Annotated in this window: 18 protein-coding genes; 6 read left to right on the forward strand and 12 right to left on the reverse strand. The window is 72.1% G+C overall.

The features are described from left to right. Positions 1-151: 151 nt before the first annotated feature. Together ACWCSD_RS09595 and ACWCSD_RS09600 are read right to left on the reverse strand one after the other, a co-directional pair. On the reverse strand, positions 152-349 hold the full coding sequence (locus ACWCSD_RS09595) for a zf-HC2 domain-containing protein (RefSeq protein ID WP_352349335.1): 198 nt from the start codon (positions 347-349) through the stop codon (positions 152-154). Continuing rightward, positions 349-894 (reverse strand): sigma-70 family RNA polymerase sigma factor, encoded by a 546-nt coding sequence (locus ACWCSD_RS09600; RefSeq protein WP_364325670.1) that lies wholly within the window; start codon positions 892-894, stop codon positions 349-351. The genes ACWCSD_RS09595 and ACWCSD_RS09600 overlap by 1 nt, the downstream gene beginning before the upstream one ends. Positions 895-1,056: 162 nt before the next feature. Here ACWCSD_RS09600 and ACWCSD_RS09605 point away from each other — a divergent pair, with 162 nt between their 5' ends. From ACWCSD_RS09605 to ACWCSD_RS09620, 4 genes are all read left to right on the forward strand, one after another. Next, the gene (locus tag ACWCSD_RS09605) at positions 1,057-2,439 is read left to right on the forward strand and encodes a DUF1996 domain-containing protein (protein WP_449913896.1); all 1,383 of its coding nucleotides are present in this window, start codon (positions 1,057-1,059) and stop codon (positions 2,437-2,439) included. Positions 2,440-2,494: 55 nt separating this feature from the next. Beyond that, positions 2,495-3,337, forward strand: a complete 843-nt coding sequence (locus tag ACWCSD_RS09610; RefSeq protein WP_449913897.1) for a ferric reductase-like transmembrane domain-containing protein — start codon at positions 2,495-2,497, stop codon at positions 3,335-3,337. 31 nt (positions 3,338-3,368) lie between these two features. Continuing rightward, entirely contained in the window at positions 3,369-4,976 is a 1,608-nt protein-coding gene (locus ACWCSD_RS09615; protein WP_387668734.1) for an NADH-ubiquinone oxidoreductase-F iron-sulfur binding region domain-containing protein, read from the forward strand. A gap of 86 nt (positions 4,977-5,062) precedes the next feature. Continuing rightward, positions 5,063-6,571 carry an FAD-binding oxidoreductase gene (locus ACWCSD_RS09620; RefSeq protein WP_449913899.1) on the forward strand — a complete coding sequence of 503 codons (1,509 nt, stop codon included), beginning with the start codon at positions 5,063-5,065 and terminating at the stop codon, positions 6,569-6,571. Between the two features lies 1 nt (position 6,572). Here ACWCSD_RS09620 and ACWCSD_RS09625 read toward each other — a convergent pair whose 3' ends face one another. Further along, complete coding sequence (locus tag ACWCSD_RS09625; RefSeq protein WP_449913900.1) at positions 6,573-7,244, reverse strand: L,D-transpeptidase family protein; 672 nt, start codon at positions 7,242-7,244, stop codon at positions 6,573-6,575. Between the two features lie 553 nt (positions 7,245-7,797). Here ACWCSD_RS09625 and ACWCSD_RS09630 point away from each other — a divergent pair. Next, positions 7,798-8,433, forward strand: a complete 636-nt coding sequence (locus ACWCSD_RS09630) for a GNAT family N-acetyltransferase (protein ID WP_449913901.1) — start codon at positions 7,798-7,800, stop codon at positions 8,431-8,433. 10 nt (positions 8,434-8,443) lie between these two features. Here ACWCSD_RS09630 and ACWCSD_RS09635 read toward each other — a convergent pair whose 3' ends face one another. From ACWCSD_RS09635 to ACWCSD_RS09645, 3 genes are read right to left on the reverse strand one after another with little or no spacing between them, the layout of a single operon-like run. Then, positions 8,444-10,405, reverse strand: a complete 1,962-nt coding sequence (locus tag ACWCSD_RS09635; protein ID WP_449913902.1) for an acetoacetate--CoA ligase — start codon at positions 10,403-10,405, stop codon at positions 8,444-8,446. 58 nt (positions 10,406-10,463) lie between these two features. Continuing rightward, a complete protein-coding gene (locus ACWCSD_RS09640) occupies positions 10,464-11,321 on the reverse strand; it encodes a serine hydrolase (protein ID WP_449913903.1) in 858 nt (285 codons plus the stop codon). Continuing rightward, on the reverse strand, positions 11,318-12,247 hold the full coding sequence (locus tag ACWCSD_RS09645; RefSeq protein WP_387668750.1) for a LysR family transcriptional regulator: 930 nt from the start codon (positions 12,245-12,247) through the stop codon (positions 11,318-11,320). Before ACWCSD_RS09645 ends, ACWCSD_RS09640 begins: the two co-directional genes overlap by 4 nt. 86 nt (positions 12,248-12,333) lie before the next feature. On the opposite strand from ACWCSD_RS09645, the gene ACWCSD_RS09650 reads away from it, so the two are divergent. Continuing rightward, on the forward strand, positions 12,334-13,941 hold the full coding sequence (locus ACWCSD_RS09650) for a penicillin-binding transpeptidase domain-containing protein (RefSeq protein ID WP_449913905.1): 1,608 nt from the start codon (positions 12,334-12,336) through the stop codon (positions 13,939-13,941). Positions 13,942-13,991: 50 nt separating this feature from the next. Here the strand turns inward: ACWCSD_RS09650 and ACWCSD_RS09655 are convergent, their stop codons facing one another. From ACWCSD_RS09655 to ACWCSD_RS09680, 6 genes are all read right to left on the reverse strand, one after another. Further along, positions 13,992-14,699: an HAD family hydrolase gene (locus ACWCSD_RS09655; protein WP_449913907.1), complete on the reverse strand. Its 708-nt coding sequence runs from the start codon at positions 14,697-14,699 to the stop codon at positions 13,992-13,994. A gap of 97 nt (positions 14,700-14,796) precedes the next feature. Continuing rightward, positions 14,797-15,423 carry an HAD family hydrolase gene (locus ACWCSD_RS09660; protein WP_397164975.1) on the reverse strand — a complete coding sequence of 209 codons (627 nt, stop codon included), beginning with the start codon at positions 15,421-15,423 and terminating at the stop codon, positions 14,797-14,799. Between the two features lie 34 nt (positions 15,424-15,457). Next, positions 15,458-15,967 (reverse strand): DUF6912 family protein, encoded by a 510-nt coding sequence (locus tag ACWCSD_RS09665; protein ID WP_449913909.1) that lies wholly within the window; start codon positions 15,965-15,967, stop codon positions 15,458-15,460. A gap of 31 nt (positions 15,968-15,998) precedes the next feature. Further along, entirely contained in the window at positions 15,999-16,646 is a 648-nt protein-coding gene (locus tag ACWCSD_RS09670; protein ID WP_357970302.1) for an HAD family hydrolase, read from the reverse strand. 59 nt (positions 16,647-16,705) lie between these two features. Next, on the reverse strand, positions 16,706-18,010 hold the full coding sequence (gene nagZ / locus ACWCSD_RS09675; protein ID WP_449913910.1) for a beta-N-acetylhexosaminidase: 1,305 nt from the start codon (positions 18,008-18,010) through the stop codon (positions 16,706-16,708). A gap of 59 nt (positions 18,011-18,069) precedes the next feature. Beyond that, positions 18,070-18,993: putative PEP-binding protein (locus ACWCSD_RS09680; RefSeq protein ID WP_449913911.1), on the reverse strand; the 924-nt coding region annotated here is incomplete at its 5' end.

An 18,993-nucleotide genomic window follows, 5' to 3' on the forward strand; every position in this document is an offset into this window, starting at 1 on the left:
GACAGCCGGTCGCCTTCCTCGCCGGACCGCCGGCGCGGGGGGAACGGGTGCATCACCGTCGATGCCCACCGAACACCTCCCCCTGAACGCCCGGCCCTGATTCCGGGCGTGTGCCTCGCCGTACCGATATCACCCGAAAAGGGCATAGACGTCAACGTGACATCGACATGGGGGGATCGTCGCCGGAGGCCGAGGGGGCGGTCTTGAGATCGTCGAGCCGGTCGGGAAGCTCGGCCAGCTCCATGAGCTCGGCCTGGCACCGCTCGCACGCGTCGAGGTGGCGTTCGAACGCCTCGTGCTCCTCCTCGTCGAGGACGCCGAGGACGTAGGCGGCCACCCCGTCGTGCATCAGCCGGCTACCCCCTTGTCACGCAGCTGTTCGCGGAGAGCCCGGATGCCGTAGTAGAGCCGGGACTTCACCGTGCCCGGCGGAATCCCCAGAATCTCCGCCGCTTCACTTATCGTACGGTCTCGGAGGTAGGTCTGCTCAATGACTTCGCGGTGTTCGGCGGACAGGCTGCGCAGCGCGTCGGCGACGACGATCGCCGACAGCGCGCGTTCGGAGCCGTCCGGCACCGACATCTGGTCGACTTCGGGCGGCTCGACCTCGTGAGGCCGGGCGCTCTTCCGTCGGCGTCCGTCGATGACGATGCGGCGGGCCACTGTCAGCAGCCACGCCCATAAAAGGCTCGGTTCCCATTGCAGTCTTGCCGAGTTTCGCCAGGCCCTGACCAGCGTCTCCTGTACGACGTCCTCGGCCCATTGCAGATCGTTTCCGGTCGATTTGCGTACGTGGCGCAGCAGAGGGCCGCCGAACTCCTGGTAGAGCACCGCGATGCGATGTTCCGCCTCGGCATCCGCACTCTCGAACCTGCCGTCGAGGTGACCTAGCACGGGGCACATCTTTACACCTTCGTTATCGGTCCGGCAGCCACTCCGATAACTCCAGTTATTTCTAACTATCTCCGGTCATGGGTGAACCTGATGGTGTAAGCCCGCGTACCTCCCACCATGCAACGGCTGACAACCATGAGAACCGGGCGCATGGCCGCGGCCATGACCGCTCTTGCCGTGGCGGCGGGCGGCCTGGTGTCCGCCGCCGTCATCGGCGTGGCCCCGGCGCGGGCCGACCACTGCGACCCGGCCCAGGCGAGCCAGGACGACTCCCGCCGCCAGCGCGACCGCGCCCCCGACCAGCAGGCCCCGGACCAGCAGGCGCCTGACGAGCAGGCACCCGACCAGCAGGTCCCGGATCAGCAGGTCCCGGATCAGCAGGCGCCCGACCAGCAGGCTCCGGAGCGGCAGGAGCAGGGCGGGGATCAGCAGGTGCAGGGCGGCGGGATCGTGCTGCGCGACCCGGCGCAGTCGCCGGAGCCGGAGGACCCCGGCGACGGCCTGTTCCGCCGCGACCGCTCCCCCCGCATCCCCACGACCGCACCCCAGAACCCCCAGAATCCCCAAGATCCCCAGAACCCTCAGAACCCGCAGGACCCCGGTGACCAGTCGCAGGACCGGCGTGGCCGGCCGACCCGGACCGCCTCCCCCTCCCCGACGGCCTCCCAGGACGACTGCAAGGACCTCGGCCCGTTCGTCACCGACTTCGTGGACATCCGCCAGGTCCAGCCCCTGAGGCTCGACGCCGGTATCGGCAGGAACGGCTCACGCGGCACGTTCGTCGCTCAATGCGGCACCAACCGCAATGGTCACAACAACCCCGACAATTTCATCGTGGCCCCCGGCGTGAGCAACGGCGCCCACCATCTCCACGACTACGTCGGCAACCTGTCCACGGACGGCTTCTCCACCGACGAGAGTTTGGCCGCCGCCGGAACCACCTGCCGCCTAGGGGATAAATCCACTTACTTCTGGCCAGTTCTGCGCGACCGCAAAGTGGACGCGAACGTCCAGGACCCCGACGGCAACGTGGGCCGGGTGATCCGCGCCGGCACGGTGAGCCTGCAGTTCCGGGGCAACGCGACCTCCAGGGTCGTCGCGATGCCGAGGTTCCTGCGCCTGATCACCGGCGACGCCAAGGCGGGGACGAACGGCGCCGCGAACGCCCGCGCCCGCTGGAGCTGCACAGGATTCACAAATCGCATAAGTCCCGATAAATATCCGCTTTGCCCGCGCGGAAGTCAGGTTCTTCGTATTCTGGATTTCCCCAGCTGCTGGGACGGTCAGAACACCGACAGCGCCAATCACCGCACGCACGTGGTCTTCCCCGGGCAGAACGGCGCTTGTCCGCAAGGCACCAGGGCGATTCCGCAACTGCGCATGCTCCTCGCCTACACGGTTCCACAGGGTCCGTCGTTCGCCGTGGACGCGTTCCCTGAGCAGAAGCACAACCCGGTCACCGACCACGCGGACTTCGCCAACGTCATGCCCGAACGGCTGATGCAGTTCGTCGTCTCGTGCATCAACCGGGGTCGCCGCTGCTGACACGTCCCCATCAGCCTTCCGAGTCGTACCCTCACCCGACCTTGGAGGGAAATAGATGCTCCACAGACGACACCCCCGGCACGCCCCCACCAAGCTGGACACAAGGAACGTCCGGCTGGGGGCGAGCGCCTCGTTGACGGCCGTCCTGTTGTCGGTGTTCGCGCTGGCCAGGACAGAACGCGGCGTCGCGCTGCTCGGCCGAGGAGTGAGTTTCCTAGAGTTCTACGCGGGCGTGTTCGCCCTGGTGCTGCTGACCGCGACGGTCGCGCTGGGCCTGATCACCACCGAACGCGTGTTCCTGTCCCCGCCCAACCGGGTCAGGGCCCAGCTCGCGCACCGCGCCACCGCCCTCATCGGGCTCGCCTACCTGGTCACGCACATCGTCCTCATGATCAGCCTGGGACACGCGCCGCCGGGCGCGGCGGTCGTGCCGGTCGCCGGGATCTACGTGGGGTTCGGCGCGCTCGCCTTCGACCTGATGGTCGTGGCGGTGGCCACGGGGATGCTCAGGGGCCGCTTCGCCGTGCGGGGCACGCCGTGGTTGTGGCGGCTGCTGCACTCGGCCGCCTACCTGGCCTGGCCCATCGCGATCATGCACGGGCTGACGGCCGGCCGGTCACCGGCCGGCTGGGTGGCCTGGTCGTACGTGGCGTGCCTGGCCGCGGTGGGGTCCGCGCTGATCGTGCGGGTGCTGGCCACGCTGCGCAGGCCGCCCGTCGTACCGGAGAGGGTCGAGGCGCCCGCCGTGACGGCCGGGGTGGCGGCGGACGTGCCCGTCGAGCGGCCGCGGGCGACGGCCGCGGCCGCAGCGGCTGCCACGGCAGCGGCGGCCGCAGCGGCGGCCGACGCGCCGGTGAGCCTGGCCGACGCGCGGCGCAGGTACCGGGAGGCCGGATGAGCCCGCGCCGCGCGACCCCGGGGAGCCGGTCGTGATCCCGCACCGGGTGCCGCGCGTGCTGCGGATGGGCCCGGCGCGGCTGACCGCCGGGCTCGACCACTGCCGGCGGCTCGACCTGCCCGCGCACCGGACGCTGCACGGCGAGCCGCGGCCGCGCGAGCTGGCCGAGCTCATCTCCATGGTGAACGAGGTCGACATGCGCGGACGGGGCGGCGCCGCCTTCCCGTTCGCCCGCAAGCTGCGGGCCGTGGCCGACGCGGCGGGCACGGGCGAGAGCGTGGTGCTGGTCAACGGCGCCGAGGGCGAGCCGGCCAGTTCCAAGGACGCCATGCTGCTCACCCGCAACCCCCACCTCGTGCTGGACGGCGCCATCCTGGCGGCGGAGGCGCTGGGCGCCCGCGAGGTGGTCGTGGCCACGGTCGAGGGCGAGGTGGCCGAGTCGTCCGTGGCGGCGGCCGTGGCCGAACGCCGGGCCGCGAACGTGTCGGGCGGTTCGGAGAGCCGCATCCCGATCCGGGTCGTCGGGCTGGCGGAGAGGTTCATCAGCGGGGAGGGCGGCGCGCTCGTCCGCGGCGTGAACGGCGAGGAGGCCATCCCGCCGGGAAGGAAGCGGCGGGCCGCGACGAGCGGCGTGGACGGGCTGCCGACCCTGCTGTCCAACACCGAGACCTACGCCCAGTTCGCGCTGCTGGCCGAGTACGGCCCCCAGAAGTACGCCGAGGTGGGCACCAGCAAGGAGCCCGGCACGATCCTGCTCACGGTGAGCGGCGGCGCGGCCAACGGCGCGGTGATCGAGGCGCCGACCGGCGTCCTGCTGGCCGACGTGCTCGCGTTGTGCGAGGCCGAGGCCGGGGACGGCGTGCTGGTCGGCGGCTACCACGGCGCGTGGCTGTCGGCCGAGGTGGCCGGGTCGGCGGTGATCTCGCGGGAGGGCATGAAGCTGGCCGGCGCCACGCTGGGCGCGGGGATCATCGTGCCGCTCGGTGACGGCACCTGCCCGCTGGGCGAGGCGGCCAGGGTGGCCTCGTACCTGGCCGCCGAGTCGGCCGGGCAGTGCGGGCCCTGCCGTCTGGGGCTGCCCGACGTGGCGCGTGCCCTGTGCGCGATCGCCGAGGGCACCGGCTCCGTGGACGCCGTGCGCCGGTGCGTGCGGGCCGTCGAGCGGCGTGGGGCGTGCTTCCATCCCGACGGCACGGCCAAGTTCGTGCTGTCGGCGCTGGACGCGTTCGAGAGCGAGATCGCGCTGCACCTGGAGCACGGCTCGTGCGGCCGGCCGGTGCGCGGCGTGCTGCCGATGCCCGAGCCGGAGGTGGAGCCCGAGTACCGGCTGGAGGTGGACTGGACCCGCTGTCAGGGGCACGGCCTGTGCGCGCACCTGCTGCCGGAGTTCGTGGACCTGGACGACTACGGGTTCCCGTCGTTCCGTAACGTGCCGGGGTGGATGGTCAAGGACGCGCGGCGGGCGGTCGAGATGTGCCCGGCGCTGGCCCTGCGGGTCGTCCAGACGAGCGGAGAGGCGCCGAAGCCGCCCGCGTCGCCGCTGCGGCTGGTCAAGGACGGCGTGCTGCGGAAGGCTCCCGGGCTGACGCGGGTGGGGGCCAGTACCAACATCTTCGGATTTGGCGGGACAGCGGGGTGATGTCGGTAGTGATGTAGTTGTGACGAACTTGTCCGGAGGGCCAGGCGTCTCATCGATCGGTTCGACACGACCGACGGGGGACGCCCATGGACCGCCGCGACTTTCTGCACCTCACCGCGCTCGCGCCGCTGGCACTGGCCGCCGACGCGAGGACGCCCGCCGCACCGGCCACCGGCGCCGGACCGTACGGCCCGGGTCCCCACGGCACCGGCACGCGCGGCGCTGAGCTGACCGGCGCGCTCGGCGCCGGGCGGTCGGCGCCGCCGCCGGACTGGGCGCGGCTGCGCGGGCGGCTGGCCGGCACGCTGGTGCTGCCCGGCGACTCCGGGTACGACGCCGCCCGCCGTCTGGTCAACCCGGCCTACGACCGGATCAGGCCGGGCGGGGTGGCCTACTGCGCGAGCCCGGCGGACGTCTCGGCGTGCCTGGCCTTCGCGCGCGCGAGCGGCGTCGCGGTCGCCCCCCGCTCCGGCGGCCACTCCTACGCGGGCTGGTCCACCGGGACCGGCCTGGTCATCGACGTGTCCCGGATGAACACGGTCGCCTACGCCGCCGGACGGGCCACGATCGGGGCGGGCGCCAAGCTGGTCGACGTCTACGACGGGCTGGCCCGGCACGGCGTGAGCATCCCCGCTGGCTCGTGCCCCACGGTCGGGATCGCCGGGCTGGCGCTGGGCGGCGGCATCGGGGTGGTGTCCAGGAAGTACGGCCTGACCTGCGACACGCTGGAGTCCGTACGCGTGGTCACGGCCGACGGCCGCCTGCTGACCGCGGACGCCACCCACCACTCCGGCCTCTACTGGGCCTGCCGCGGCGGTGGCGGCGGCAACGTCGGCGTCGCGGTCTCCTTCACCTTCCGCACCCACGCCACCCGCGACCTGACCGTGTTCTTCCTGCACTGGCCATGGTCCAGGGCCGGGGCCGCGGTGCGCGCCTGGCAGTCGTGGGCCCCGTCCGCGCCGGACGAGCTGTGGTCCTCGCTGCACCTGGCGCGCGAGGAACGCGACCTGGACGTGCTCCTCGTCGGCACGTACGAGGGCACGAAGGCGTCACTGGACCGCCTGCTCGCCCCGCTGGTCGCCCGGGTCGGCGCGCCGTCGTCGAGGTCGGTGCGGACGACGTCGTACCGGGAGGCCATGATGATCATGGCGGGATGCGCGTCACGGCCGGTGGCGCAGTGCCGGCGGCCGCGGCGGGAGGCGTTCGCCGCCAAGTCGCACCTGGCCTACGCCGAGCTCCCCGCCGACGGCGTGCGCCGCCTGGTGGACGGGGTGGCGCGCGGCGGACGGCACGCCGTGCTGCTGGACGCGCTCGGCGGCGCGGTGGGCCGGGTCAAGCCGGCGGCCACGGCGTTCCCGCACCGGGCCGCGCTCTACAGCGTGCAGTACTACGCGAAGGGCACGGACCGGACGTGGCTGCGCCGGCTGCACGGCGAGCTGACCCCGCACTTCGGCGAGCACGCCTACGTGAACTACGTCGACCCCGACCTGACCGGCTGGCGCGGCGCCTACTACGGCCCCAACGCCGCCCGCCTGGCCGAGGTGAAGGCCACCTACGACCCCGACCGGCTGTTCCGCCTGCCGCAAGGCGTCTGACCTACTTCTCCCGCACATAGACCGGCTCGCCGATCTTCACCATGTCGAACAGCCGCTTCGAGGTGGGCAGCGGCAGGCGGACGCAGCCGTGCGAGGCGGGCCGCAGCGGCACCTTCGACGAGCCGTGCATGGCGATGCCCCCGACGAAGTAGAGCGAGTCGTACATCGTGCCCAGCGGGCCTTCGGTCCAGCCCGGCGCGCGGCTGGTGACGTGGAAGTCGCCGGTCGGGGTGATCGCGTTGCCGCAGTGGCCGTTCTCGCAGTAGTTCACCCGCGCGCCCGTCGAGACGTGCGAGATGAGCGCCGGGCGGCGGTGGCGGTAGACGACGAGCAGCTGGTAGCGCAGATTGATCTCGACCCGGTCCGCCTCGCCGCGCGGGACCAGCGGCTTCATCCGCACCGGACGGTCGAAGGCCCGCCACACCTCTGGCCCGACCGCACCCTGGGGACGCAGGTGCCGGTGCTTCTGGAAGGCCCACACGCCGAACTTGGTCTGCTCGTCGTAGACGCCGTTGAGCCTGCCGTAGTAGTAGCCGTTCCGGTGCAGCCGCTCCTGGAGGCGCCTGACGGTCTCGCCGCGGTCGCCCGGCCGCAGCACGATCCCCCCGCCGGGCACCGCCTTGTCCGCCTTATCTGCCTTGTCCGCCCGGTACACCCTTTCTACCCGGTCCACGGTTTCTGCCCGGTCCACCCTGTCCGGCCGGTACGCCCTGTCTTCTATGTCAACCGTGTCCGCCGCGTCCGCCCTGTCCGCTTTGTCCGGCGTGTCCGCCACGGCGGGCGTACCGGCCAGGAAGGGAAGCCCACCACACCCGAGAGCGGCGAAAACAACCGCTCTCCGAACCTTTGTGATCATAGGTCAACGCCTACCCAGATCGCCGACAATTCACGACACTGGCAAATCCCGCTAAAAACCGGCATATCGCTTTTATGCGACGGCACGGTCAAACCTTTAGCAAGCGTGGACCGAGGCGAGACACGCGCGAAATCAGCGGAACAAAGAAAAGGCGGATGCGCCATGGACGCATCCGCCTTATCTCCAGAGGCCGGGGAGCGAGCTGCGCATTCACCCGCCCGGCCTCTGTTCACCCCTCCGAACAGCCCCAACCTTAGCCAAGGCGAGACCCGGAACGCACACCGTTCGGCAAATCCTTTCCGGCGAAGTTCGGGGCCGGGCAAAAAAATGAGTCGCGCACGCGGAGGTCCGCCTGGAAGTATGCCGGAATATGCGTAACTGGCCGCTCTTTGAGCTCTCCATCACCACGCCGCGGCTGGAACTGCGGCACCCCACCCTCGACGACCTCGACGAACTGGCCGACCGGGCGGCCGAGGGCGTCCACGAGGCGGGTTTCATGCCGTTCATGTTCCCGTGGACCGAGGCGCCCCCGGCCGAGCGGGCCCGCCGTACGGTGCAGTACCACTTCCGCAACTGGGCCGGGTTCACCGCCGACGACTGGTCGCTGGAGCTGGTCGTGGTGCACGAGGGCCAGGTCGTCGGCACCCAGGGCGTCATGGCGGCCAGCTTTCCCGTCACCCGCGAGGTCAAGACGGGCTCCTGGCTGGGCCGGCGGTTCCAGGGCCGCGGCATCGGCACGGAGATGCGCAGGGCCGTCCTGCACCTCGCCTTCGCCGGGCTCGGCGCGCGGCACGCCGTGACGGAGGCGTTCGAGGACAACCACGCCTCGCTGGCGGTGACCAGGAAGCTCGGCTACCGCGAGGACGGCGTCACCGTGCACGCGCGCCAGGGCGAGCCGGTCGTCACCCGGCGCTTCCGCATGGCCCGCGAGGACTGGTCGCCGTCCCCCGACGTCGAGATCCGCAACCTCGACGCCTGCCTGCCCCTGTTCGGCCTGGAGCCCTGAGCCCTTCCCGTCACGGCCTGAAGTGCCGCAGCACCTCCGGGTTGGCCATGGCGTCGGGGTTGGCCGCCTCCTCGACGGGCGTGCCGAGCAGGATCTTGCGCACCGGCACCTCCAGCTTCTTGCCGGACAACGTCCGGGGGATGCCGGGCACGACGCGGATCTCGTTCGGCACGTGCCGGGGCGACAGCTCCTGGCGCAGGGCCGCGCACAGGGCGCGTTCGAGCGGCTCGCCGAACTCGGCGCCCTCGGCGAGGGTGACGTAGAGCAGCAGGCTGCCCTCCTGGCCGAGCTGCCCGGTGTCGATCACGAGGCTGTCGGCGATCTCGTCGAACCGCTCCACGACCCGGTAGAACTCGCTGGTGCCCATGCGCACGCCGCCGCGGTTGAGCGTCGAGTCGGAGCGGCCGTAGATGACGCAGCTGCCGTCCTCGTTGATCTTGATCCAGTCGCCGTGCCGCCACACGCCCGGGTAGACGTCGAAGTAGCTGTCGAAGTAGCGCCGCCCGTCGGGGTCGTTCCAGAACATCACCGGCATCGAGGGCATCGGCTTGGTCAGCACCAGCTCGCCCACCTCGCCCACCACCGGCTCGCCCTTGGGGTCGTACGACTCCACCTTGGCCCCCAGCGACCGGCACGGGATGATCCCCGCCCTGATCGGGTGGAGCATCGTGGCCCCGACGAACCCCGTGCACACGTCGGTGCCGCCGGAGAACGACCCGATCGGCGTGCCGGGCAGCTCGGCGGCGACCCAGGCGAAGCCCTCGGGCGGCAGCGGCGAGCCGGTCGAGCCGATGCCGCGCAGCCGTTCCAGCCCGTCCGGACGCAGCCCGGCCTTCAGCGAGGCCATGATGTACGGCGCCCCCACCCCGAAGTACGTCACCTTCTCCGAGGCGGCGATCCGCCAGAGCGCGGCGGGCGAGGGATGCGTGGCCGAGCCGTCGTAGAGCACCGGCGTGGCCCCCACCAGCAGGGCGCCGACGAGGTAGTTCCACATCATCCAGCCCGTGGTGGTGTACCAGAAGAACACATCGCCCTCGCCCAGGTCCTGGTGGAAGGCGAGCGACTTGAGGTGTTCCAGCAGCACGCCGCCGTGCCCGTGCACGATCGGCTTGGGCAGCCCGGTCGTGCCGCTGGAGTAGAGGATCCACAGCGGATGACCGAACGGCACCCGCTCGAACTCCAGCGGCCCCGCCTCGGCCCGCAGCCCCTCCCAGCCGATGACCTCGCCGTGCGGCACCGACCGGGCGTGCGCGGCGGCCGGCTCGGCCTCCTGGGGGGCGCGGCCCTCGCCGGCCGCCGACAGGTAGGGGATCCAGACCGTGGCGCGCAGCGTGGGCAGCTCGGCGGCGATCTCGTTCACGGCGTCGGAACGGTCGTAGCTCTTGCCGTTGTAGTGGTAGCCGTCGACCGCGATGAGCACCTTGGGCTCGATCTGCCGGAACCGGTCGACGATGCTCGGCACCCCGAAGTCGGGCGAGCCGGCCGACCAGACGGCGCCGAGCGAGGCCGTGGCGAGGAAGGCGATCAGGGCCTGCGGGATGTTCGGCAGGTAGCCGGCCACGCGGTCGCCCCTGGTGACGCCGAGCCTGGCCAGGCCGGCACGGACGCGGGCCACCTCGTCGCGCAGCTCGGCGTGGGTCAGCTCCTGGCGGGCGCCGTCCTCGGAGACGAAGACCAGGGCGGTGCCCTCGGTGCGCCGCAACGCGTTCTCGGCGTAGTTGACCTCGGCGCCCGCGAACCAGGTCGCGCCCGGCATCTCCCCCGACAACACCGGCCCGTCGCCGCGCTCCCCGACGACGTCGAAGTAGTCCCAGATCGACGTCCAGAACTCCTCAGGACGGTCGACGGACCACTGCCACACCTCCTCGTAGCTCGCGCCGGACCGCCCCAGCCACTCCAGGTAGCGGGTCAGCTTGGCGGCGGACACGACCTCGCCGGTCGGTTCCCAGAGAAGCGCACCTTCAGCAACCATGTGCCCCATCCTGTCGCCCGTCAGGTGGAAAGTCATACCTGACCTCCCCCATAACTTGCTACCTCCGTAGGTGGTCCACCGCCATACGGGCGGCGGTGCCGATCACCGCGTCCGCGCGCGGCTGGATGACCGCCGTGCTGAACGAGCGGGTGAACACCGCCACCGCGTACCGGCCGCCGTCGGGGTACTCGACCACGCCGACCTCGGTGCGCAGCGTCGGCAGCGACCCGGTCTTGCCGCCGACCTCGACGTCGTCGTACGGGAAGCCCGAGGCCAGCCGGTGGGGCCAGACCTGCATATTGAGCACGCCGCGCATCCAGGAGCACGACTGCGGCGAGGCGGCCTCGTCCCGCCAGATCATGGACAGCAGGCGGGTCATCTCGCGCGGGGTGCTGCGGTTGGTGTGCGCGGGGTCGAGCGCCCGCATGCGGGAGATGTCGTCGGGATCCAGGTACGGCCACCCGTGGCCGGTGTCCAGCTCCATGGTCTCGTACAGGTCGCGGCCGCTCTGCAGCATCCGGGTGCCGTCGAGGCCGAAGGCGTCCAGCATGGCGTTGACGTTGTCCATGCCCACCCGGTCGAGCAGCACGTCGGCGGAGGTGTTGTCGCTCACCGCCATCATCAGGTACGCCAGGTCGCGCAGCGACATCGTCACGTCGTCGAGCATGGCCGACAGGCCCGTGGGCCCCGAGACCCGCTGGCCGGACGTCACGGTCGTCGGGGCCGTCGCGTCCAGCCGCCCGGCGTCGGCCTGCCGGCAGAACTCGACCAGCAGCGGCAGCTTGTACACCGACGCCAGGGGCATCGGCTCGTCGGCGCCGTGGCCGGACTCCCGTCCGGAGTCGATGTCGCAGGCGTGCAGCCAGCCCGTCACCCCGGCCATCCGGAACAGCGACGCGTAGTCGGGATCGCTCATGCCAGCATCCCCGGCCTCCGGCTGATCCGCCGCGCGGGCGCGGCGCCCTCGTCGGTCATCCCGGCGCTCTCCTTCAACGTGCGTACGGCGACGTCCGAGAACTCGGCGACCCAGTCCTGCTTCGGGCCCGTCGCCGCGCGCCAGGCCGTGGAGACCCGGCACGCGATCGGCGAGCCTAGCAGCGGCCGCCAGGCCAGCCCAGGGACGTCCGCCCTGGGCCCGAACGCCACCGCCTGGCCGGCGAGCACCAGGCCGAGCCCGGCGCCTTGGTGCACCTGGCCGGGCACGTACCCGTGGCGGCGGCACTCGGCCAGCGTCTCGGCGTGCCAGCCCGGCTCGCCCTCCTTGGGCGGCATCAACAGCTCGCGCCCGGCCAGATCGGTCAGGTGCACCTCGCCGGCCCCGGCCAGCGGGTCGTCCCCGGCCAGCAGCACGCCCAGGGGCTGCACGAGCACCTGGCCGAAGTCCAGGCCGGGGGCGGCGACCGGATGGCGGACGAGCCCGACGTCGATCGTGCCTCCGGCCAGGGCGGACACCTGGTCGGCCGTCCAGGTCTCGACGGGGACGAGCCGTACGTCCGGGTTGACCGCGCGGAAGCCCGCGACCAGGGCGGCGATCACGGAGGCGGCCAGGTCGGGCGGCACCCCGATCTTGAGCACGCCGCCGTCGCCGCGGCGGGCCAGCTCGCGCAGCCGCTCGACCCTGGAGACGATCTCGCGGGACTCGCCGAGCAGCAGCCGTCCGGCCTCGGTCAGGCGTACCTGCCGGGCGGAGCGGTCGAAGAGCTGCACGCCGAGCTCCTCCTCCAGACGTTTGATGCGCTGGCTGAGCGGCGGCTGCGCCATGCCGAGGCGGATCGCGGCGTTCCCGAAGTGCAGTTCCTCCGCCACGACGACGAAGTAGCGGAGATGCCGGACCAAGTCCATGACCAGCCACTATATCCAGATTTATATCCATAAGACCGTCATATCAATATTGGACGGAACTCTTCCGGCTCTGGTGTCCTCGGGCCATGGCATCACAAACGGGGACACTGTACGGGCGCGCCCGGCCGGAAGGAGCACGTCGCGGACGGCGGCGCAGGTGGCCGCTGGTCCTGGCCGTCCTTGTCGTGCTGATCGTGGCGGCGGGGGCCACGGTCTGGCTGTTGCGCACGAAGGGCTCACCCGAGCAGACGACCGACGAATACCTCTCGGCCTGGTCCGTCCAGGATTATGCGAAGATGCGGGCGCTCGTCGCCGACCCGCCCACCGACTTCGAGGCCTGGCACCGGCGTTTCCGCACCGACCTCAAGGTCGACCAGGCCACCTTCGCCCGCTCCCGCTCGACCGGCCCCTTCGCCGACGACGGCCCGGACGACGACGGCTACCTGGGTTTCAACGTCAGCCTGACCGGCCCCCGGGACTGGACGTACGGCAGCCGGCTCAAGCTGGTCGAGCGGGACGGCGCCTGGAAGGTCGCCTGGACCCCGGCCACCATCCACCCCAAGCTCAGGAAGGGCCTCTCGCTGCGCCTGGTCGCCCAGAAGCGCGACTCCACCCGCGTCCTGGCCGCCGACGGCACCGAGATCGGCGGCGCGGACGCCCCCGGCTCGGTGCAGCAGCTGGTCGAGGGCATCAAGCAGACCTACCCCGACCGCTTCGACCTGGGCGGCGACTCCATCATCGGCCTCTACAAGGGCGACGAGCTGGTCGAGACGCTGGCCAAGCCGGGCGGCACCAAGCCGTTCAGCACCACCATCGACCTGAAGGTGCACGCGGCGGGGGCCGCGGCGCTGGAAGGCGTCACCAAGCCGGCCTCGCTGGTGGCGCTGCGCGCCTCGACCGCCGAGATCCTGGCCGTGGTCAACAAGCCCGGCGGCTTCAACCGGGCGCTGCTCGGCAAGTACCCGCCCGGCTCGACGTTCAAGGTCGTGACGGCCTCGGCGCTGGTCGCGGACGGGGTCGAGCCGGGCAGGACGGTCACCTGCCCGGCCGAGAAGAACATCGGCGGCTTCCCCTTCCACAACGCCGGCTTCAAGGACTACGGCACGCTCTCCTTCCAGGACGCCTTCGCGCACTCGTGCAACACGACGTTCGGCGAGATGAGCGTGGCCGAGCTGAACGGCGGCAGGCTGGCCGAGGTGGCCAGGAGCTTCGGCTTCGGCGTCCCGATCAAGCCGGGCGTGCCCGCCGTGCGGGCCGAGTTCCCCGACCCCAAGGACGACACCGACCTCGCCTCGGCCTCCATCGGCCAGGGCCGGGTGCTGGCCAGCCCGCTCAACATGGCCTCCGTCGCCGCCGCCATCGCCTCGGGCGCCTGGATCCCGCCGCGGATCGTGTCCAAGGAGATGGCCTCCGACGACCGTCCGCGCCCGCTGGAGCGGGGCGTGGTGTCGGCCCTGCGCAAGCTCATGCCCGCCGTCGTCACGGACGGCACCGCCAAGGGCGCGCACTTCCCCGCGGGCACCGCGGGCAAGACCGGGACGGCCGAGTACGGCTCGGGCAAGGAGCCGCCCGCGCACTCGTGGTTCATCGGCTACAAGGGGGACGTGGCGTTCGCGGTGATCGTGGAGGGCGGCGGCGCCGGCTCGGCCGTGGCGTCCCCCGTCGCCGCCCGCTTCCTCGCCGCCCTGCCCTGACGGGCCGCACGAGCGCGCGCGAGCGGGCAAGGTCAGCCGGGAGGTGGGAGTCAGCCGGCCTTGCGGTCCAGCGGGGAGGTCAGGCCGGCCACCGCGGCCACCACCTCCGAGGCGTCCGACAGATCGGGCAGCACCAGGTCGGCGCCCGCCTCGCGCAGCTCGGCGGCCGTCGACCGCCCCGAGGCGACCCCGATCACGGCGGCCCCGCCGATCCTGGCGGCCTGCACGTCGCGCGTGGAGTCGCCGATCACCACCGTGTTGGCCGCCGTGAACGGCGTGCCCAGCCGCTGCTTGGCCCTGCCCTGCGCGACCTGCAGCAGCGTCGCCTTGGGGTAGACCTCCTCGCCGTAGCCGCCGAGCTCGAAGTCGACGTACCTGTCCAGCCCGAACGCCTTGAGCTTGTGCACGGCGTTGCCCTTGATCGTGCCGGTCAGCACCGACTGCACGACGCCGTCGAGCCGGGCCACCGACTTCAGCGCGTCCTTGGCCCCCGGCATCATCCGGCCCTCCTTGGCCAGCCGGCCGCGCCGGTCGGCGAAGGCGAGGGCGAGGGCGGCCAGGAACCTGGGCAGGTGGTCGTCCTCGGCCGCGATGCCGTTGACGGCCAGCGTCTCGAAGACGATCTCGGAGTCGGGACGGCCGAGCGGCGGCACGAGCTTGACCAGCGGCCGGCCGGTCACGGCGCGGAACGCCTCGGCGTAGGCGTCCCGGGTCACGATGGCGACGTCGACCAGGGTGAGATCGACGTTCCAGAGCACAAGGCGGTTGATGGCGACCTCCTGAGGGGTTCCCGGCAAGGGTACGGCCCCGGCCCGGCCGGGGGCTGCCCCCCCGGCGGATCCGGCATGTCCCCCTTCAGGCGTACTGGAGCGCCTGGGCGAGCGTGTCCACCACGGGCAGGCCGGTGCCCTCCAGCTCGGCCCGCGTGGTCATGCCGCCGGTGTAGAGCACCGCCCGCGCGCCCACGTGCCGCGCGGCGAGCCCGTCGTCGACGCTGTCGCCGATCACCAGGATCTCGCCGGGGTCGAGGTCGAGGGCCTCGATGTGCGCGGTCATGTGCACGGCCTTCTCGCCGCCCGTGGTGCCGACCAGGCCGTCGATCCGGGTGAAGTGCCGGGTGATGCCGAAGGACTCGACGATCGGCACGAGATGGGCGTGGGGGGCCATCGAGCACAGCGACTGGGTGCCGGCCCAGCCCCCGAGCACCACCTCGGCGTCGGGGGCCAGCCCGCAGGCGGCGCTGAGCCTGAAGTAGTGCTCGTGGAACCCGTCGTCCAGCAGCTCCCACTCCCCCTCGGCCAGCGGCCTGCCGAGCAGCCGCTCGTAGGCGACCCAGATGGGGCGGGTGTAGACCGCACGGAACCCGTCGGCGGTCAGCTCAGGCAGCGCGTACGGCTTGAACAGGGCGTTGGTGGCGCCGACGACGGCCTCGACGTCGTGGAAGAGCGTCCCGTTCCAATCCCAGATGATGTGTTTTGTCATGTCCCAGCAAGCTTATTCGACAAGGGTGACGATCCTATGAACCCAGCAGGTCCGGAATCTCCTGGGTGGCGTACCACATGAGCTCGTGGGCCTCGGCGCCGTCGACCGTGAAGCGGGCGTCGTCGTCGCCGTCGTCGGCTGCGGGCAGCGCCTCGACGGCGGCCTCGATGTCGCCGACGGCGCCGTGGTCGTCGACGTGCACCGCGGCCACCTTCGCCATCGGGACGGCCGCGGCCAGGCGCACGCGGGCCCGCTCCTCCAGGTCGACGCCGGCCGAGACCGAGCCGTCGGGCACCTCGGCGGCCACCACCACCCGCCGGTGCGCGGCGGCCACGCCGTCGGCGCGGTCGGCGGCCAGCATGCGCAGCGAGGCGCGGGCCGCCTCGGTCAGCGCGACGTACTCCAGTTCCTCGGTGTCGCCCGAGGCGTACCACTCGGTCAGCGCGGGGGTCACCGCGTAACCGGTCAGGGGGGCCGGACCCAGCTCCCCCGCCTCGACCGCGCGGGCGAGGGCGGGGAGGGTGCACGGCAGATAGACGCGCATCACGAACCTTTCCGAAATCGCAAGGGCACCATCATGCCCGTCGCAGCGTGAGCCGGAGTACGGTCTCCAGCTCTGTGAGGGTCGTGTCGGCGTCGCGGTGGTGGATGCCGGTGATGCCGAGCGCGCGGGCGGCCAGGATGTTGGCCTCGATGTCGTCGATGAAAACGCACTGCTCGCCGGGCAGTCCGACCTGGTCGAGGGCGTGGCGGAAGATGCGTTCCTCGGGCTTGCGCATGCCGACCTCGCCGGAGATCACGACCGCGTCGAAGAGGCCGTCCCATTCGTGGCGGGGGTAGGTGTTCGACCAGGAGTTAGACAACAAACACGTCTTAACACCATTTTTCCGTACGTCGCGGAGCATGTCGTACATGGCGTCAACCCGTTCGAAGCCCGCGAACATGCGCTCCAGCAGCCCCTCGGCCACCGGCGGCACGCCGTCCACGGTGAGCAGCCGCGCGGCCAGGTCGCGCTCGAAGGCCGGGCCGTCGAGCTCGCCGCGTTCGAGCGCGTGCACGACGTTCTGCCCCTCGCCGCCCCGGTAGGCGTGGTCCACCAGCTCGCGCATCACCGAGCGGTAGTGCTCGGCGTCGATCCGGTCGGCCGCGAGCCACCGGGCGATGGAGTCGGTCAGGCTGGTCGTGAGCACGCCACCCCAGTCGATGAGCACCCCTGCGACCACGACCGCCTCCTCGCTCGAATCCGGTTCTAGGATAGAACCCCGCGAATCGGCCTTCGCGCCTACCCCGCGGCCCGCACCCTGGCGGCCAGCCTGCGGTGCTCGGGCGAGCGCAGCACGCCGGCCGCCTGCTGCGCCGACGCGACGGGCGCCGCCGACAGCAGGCCCCTCTTCTGCTTGAGCCTGAGCAGCCGGACCACCGACTGGTCGAGGCGGTCCTCGGAGACGCGCCCCGACTTCACCGCCGCCAGCACCGCCTGGTACGCCTTGCCCAGGTCGTACGGCATGAGCAGCAGGTCGGCCCCGGCCAGTACGGCGCGCACCGCCACCTCGCCGTCGCCGTACTTCTTGCGCACGCCCTCCATGTTGAGCGCGTCGGTGGAGATCACGCCCTTGAAGCCGAGCTTCTGCCGCAGCAGGCCGGTCAGGATGGGCTTGGACAACGTCGCCGGGTCGCCCGACGGGTCGAGCTTGGGGAAGACGATGTGGGCGCTCATCACGGCGTCGACCCCGGCGCCGACGGCGGCCCTGAACGGCGGCGCGTCGATCCTCTCCCACTGGGCCATGGTGTGCTTGATCACCGGCAGGCCGGTGTGGCTGTCGACGGAGGTGTCGCCGTGGCCCGGGAAGTGTTTGGCCGTGGCCGCCACCTTGGCGTCGCCGAAGCCCTTGACCGCCGCCGCGACCATCTTCGCCACCGCGGCCGGGTCGTCGCCGTAGGCCCGCCTGCCGATGACCGGGTTCCGCGGGTTGACGTTGACGTCGGCGACGGGCGCGAAGTCGAGGTTCACCCCGAGCGCCCGCAGCTCCTCGCCGGTCGCCCTGGCCACCGCCCTGGAGTTCGCCGGGTCCTTCGTGGCGCCGATCTCGGCCGCGCCGGGGAAGTCGGTCATCAGCGCGGACATGCGGGAGACCAGGCCGTTCTCCTGGTCGGTGCCGACCAGCAGCGGGACCTTCTTCGACGCCTCCTGCAGGCCGTTGGTGAGCTGCACGACCTGGGCGGTGGACTTGACGTTCGCCGGGAAGAGGATCACGCCGCCCAGGTGGTAGCGGGCGATCACCTTGGCCGGGGTCTGGGCGCCGTAGCGGGCCTGGTTCTCGCCGGAGACGGTGTCGGCGGCGGTGCCGTACAGGACGGGCATGAACAGCTGGCCGACCTTCTCCTCCAGCGTCATCCGCCGCAGGGCCCGCAGCACCGGGTCGGACTCGGCCTGCGGCGGGCTCTGTGGTGTCGTGCTGCCCGCGGGGGTGGCGGCGGGGGTGGCCCCGTCGCCCGCCGGGGCCGCGCTCGCCGGGGCGCCACCGCCGCCGCCGCACGCGGTCAGCGCCAACACCAGGAGCCCTGCCGGGCCGATCCGTCTGAACATGCCTTCCAAGGTATCCATGCCGCGGCCCGCACGAGTCCGGCGACCCGAAAACGGCCCGTTCACAGCCCCAGCGCCGCGAGCCCCGGCAGGTGGGTGCGCGCGACCGCGCGCGCGTTCGCCGCCGTGACCTGGGCCCGCGCGGTGCGCGCCGCCATCCTGCACTGCTCCAGCGTGTGCGCGACCAGCGCCGCCCGTACGGCACCCAGCGCCCCCGCCCCCATCGACAGCGTGGTCGCCCCCAGACCGACCAGCACGCACGCCAGAGCCGGATCGGCGGCCGCCTCACCGCAGATGCCCACCGGCTTGCCGTGGCCGCAGGACATGGCGATCAGGTCGAGCAGCGCCGGCTGCCACGGGTCCTGGAGCCCGCTCACCGTGCCGAGCTGGCGGTCGGCGGCGAAGGCGTACTGGGCCAGGTCGTTGGTGCCGAGCGAGACGAAGTCCACCACCCCGGCCAGCTGACCGGCCCGCAGCGCCGCCGACGGGATCTCGATCATGACGCCCACCTTGGACAACCCGCGCGCCCGGCAGGCGTCGGCGAACCATCTGGCCTCCTCGGCCGTGGCCACCATGGGCGCCATCACCAGCAGCTCGGCCGGCGCGTCCTCGGCCGCCGCCGCCAGCGCGCGCAACTGCGCGTCCATCACCTCGGGGAAGCGCCTGAACAGGCGCAGCCCGCGCTCCCCCAGCGCCGGGTTCGGCTCGGCGGGGGCGGGCAGGAACCGCAGCGGCTTGTCGGCGCCCGCGTCGAGCGTGCGCACGACCACGGTGGCGCCGGGCACGGCCTCCAGCGCCGCCCGGTAGGCCCGTCGCTGCTCCTCGACGGCGGGGGCCTCGGCCCGGTCGAGGAAGAGGAACTCGGTCCGGTAGAGCCCGACGCCCTCCGCCCCGGCGGCCAGCGCCTCCGCCAGCTCGGCGGGGCCGGCGACGTTGGCCAGCAGCGGCACCGCGTGCCCGTCGGCGGTCCGGCCCGGCCCCTTGGC

Source organism: Nonomuraea sp. NPDC001684 (assembly GCF_053596515.1).

Coding starts and splice junctions, on each gene's coding strand:
- ACWCSD_RS09640 (WP_449913903.1), bottom strand. CDS start 11,321: ATGAGCGATCCCGACTACGCGTCGCTGTTCCGGATGGCCGGGGTGACG.
- ACWCSD_RS09660 (WP_397164975.1), bottom strand. CDS start 15,423: ATGACAAAACACATCATCTGGGATTGGAACGGGACGCTCTTCCACGAC.
- ACWCSD_RS09620 (WP_449913899.1), top strand. CDS start 5,063: ATGGACCGCCGCGACTTTCTGCACCTCACCGCGCTCGCGCCGCTGGCA.
- ACWCSD_RS09610 (WP_449913897.1), top strand. CDS start 2,495: ATGCTCCACAGACGACACCCCCGGCACGCCCCCACCAAGCTGGACACA.
- nagZ (WP_449913910.1), bottom strand. CDS start 18,010: ATGTTCAGACGGATCGGCCCGGCAGGGCTCCTGGTGTTGGCGCTGACC.
- ACWCSD_RS09645 (WP_387668750.1), bottom strand. CDS start 12,247: ATGGACTTGGTCCGGCATCTCCGCTACTTCGTCGTCGTGGCGGAGGAA.
- ACWCSD_RS09595 (WP_352349335.1), bottom strand. CDS start 349: ATGCACGACGGGGTGGCCGCCTACGTCCTCGGCGTCCTCGACGAGGAG.
- ACWCSD_RS09630 (WP_449913901.1), top strand. CDS start 7,798: ATGCGTAACTGGCCGCTCTTTGAGCTCTCCATCACCACGCCGCGGCTG.
- ACWCSD_RS09650 (WP_449913905.1), top strand. CDS start 12,334: ATGGCATCACAAACGGGGACACTGTACGGGCGCGCCCGGCCGGAAGGA.
- ACWCSD_RS09665 (WP_449913909.1), bottom strand. CDS start 15,967: ATGCGCGTCTATCTGCCGTGCACCCTCCCCGCCCTCGCCCGCGCGGTC.
- ACWCSD_RS09605 (WP_449913896.1), top strand. CDS start 1,057: ATGACCGCTCTTGCCGTGGCGGCGGGCGGCCTGGTGTCCGCCGCCGTC.
- ACWCSD_RS09635 (WP_449913902.1), bottom strand. CDS start 10,405: ATGGTTGCTGAAGGTGCGCTTCTCTGGGAACCGACCGGCGAGGTCGTG.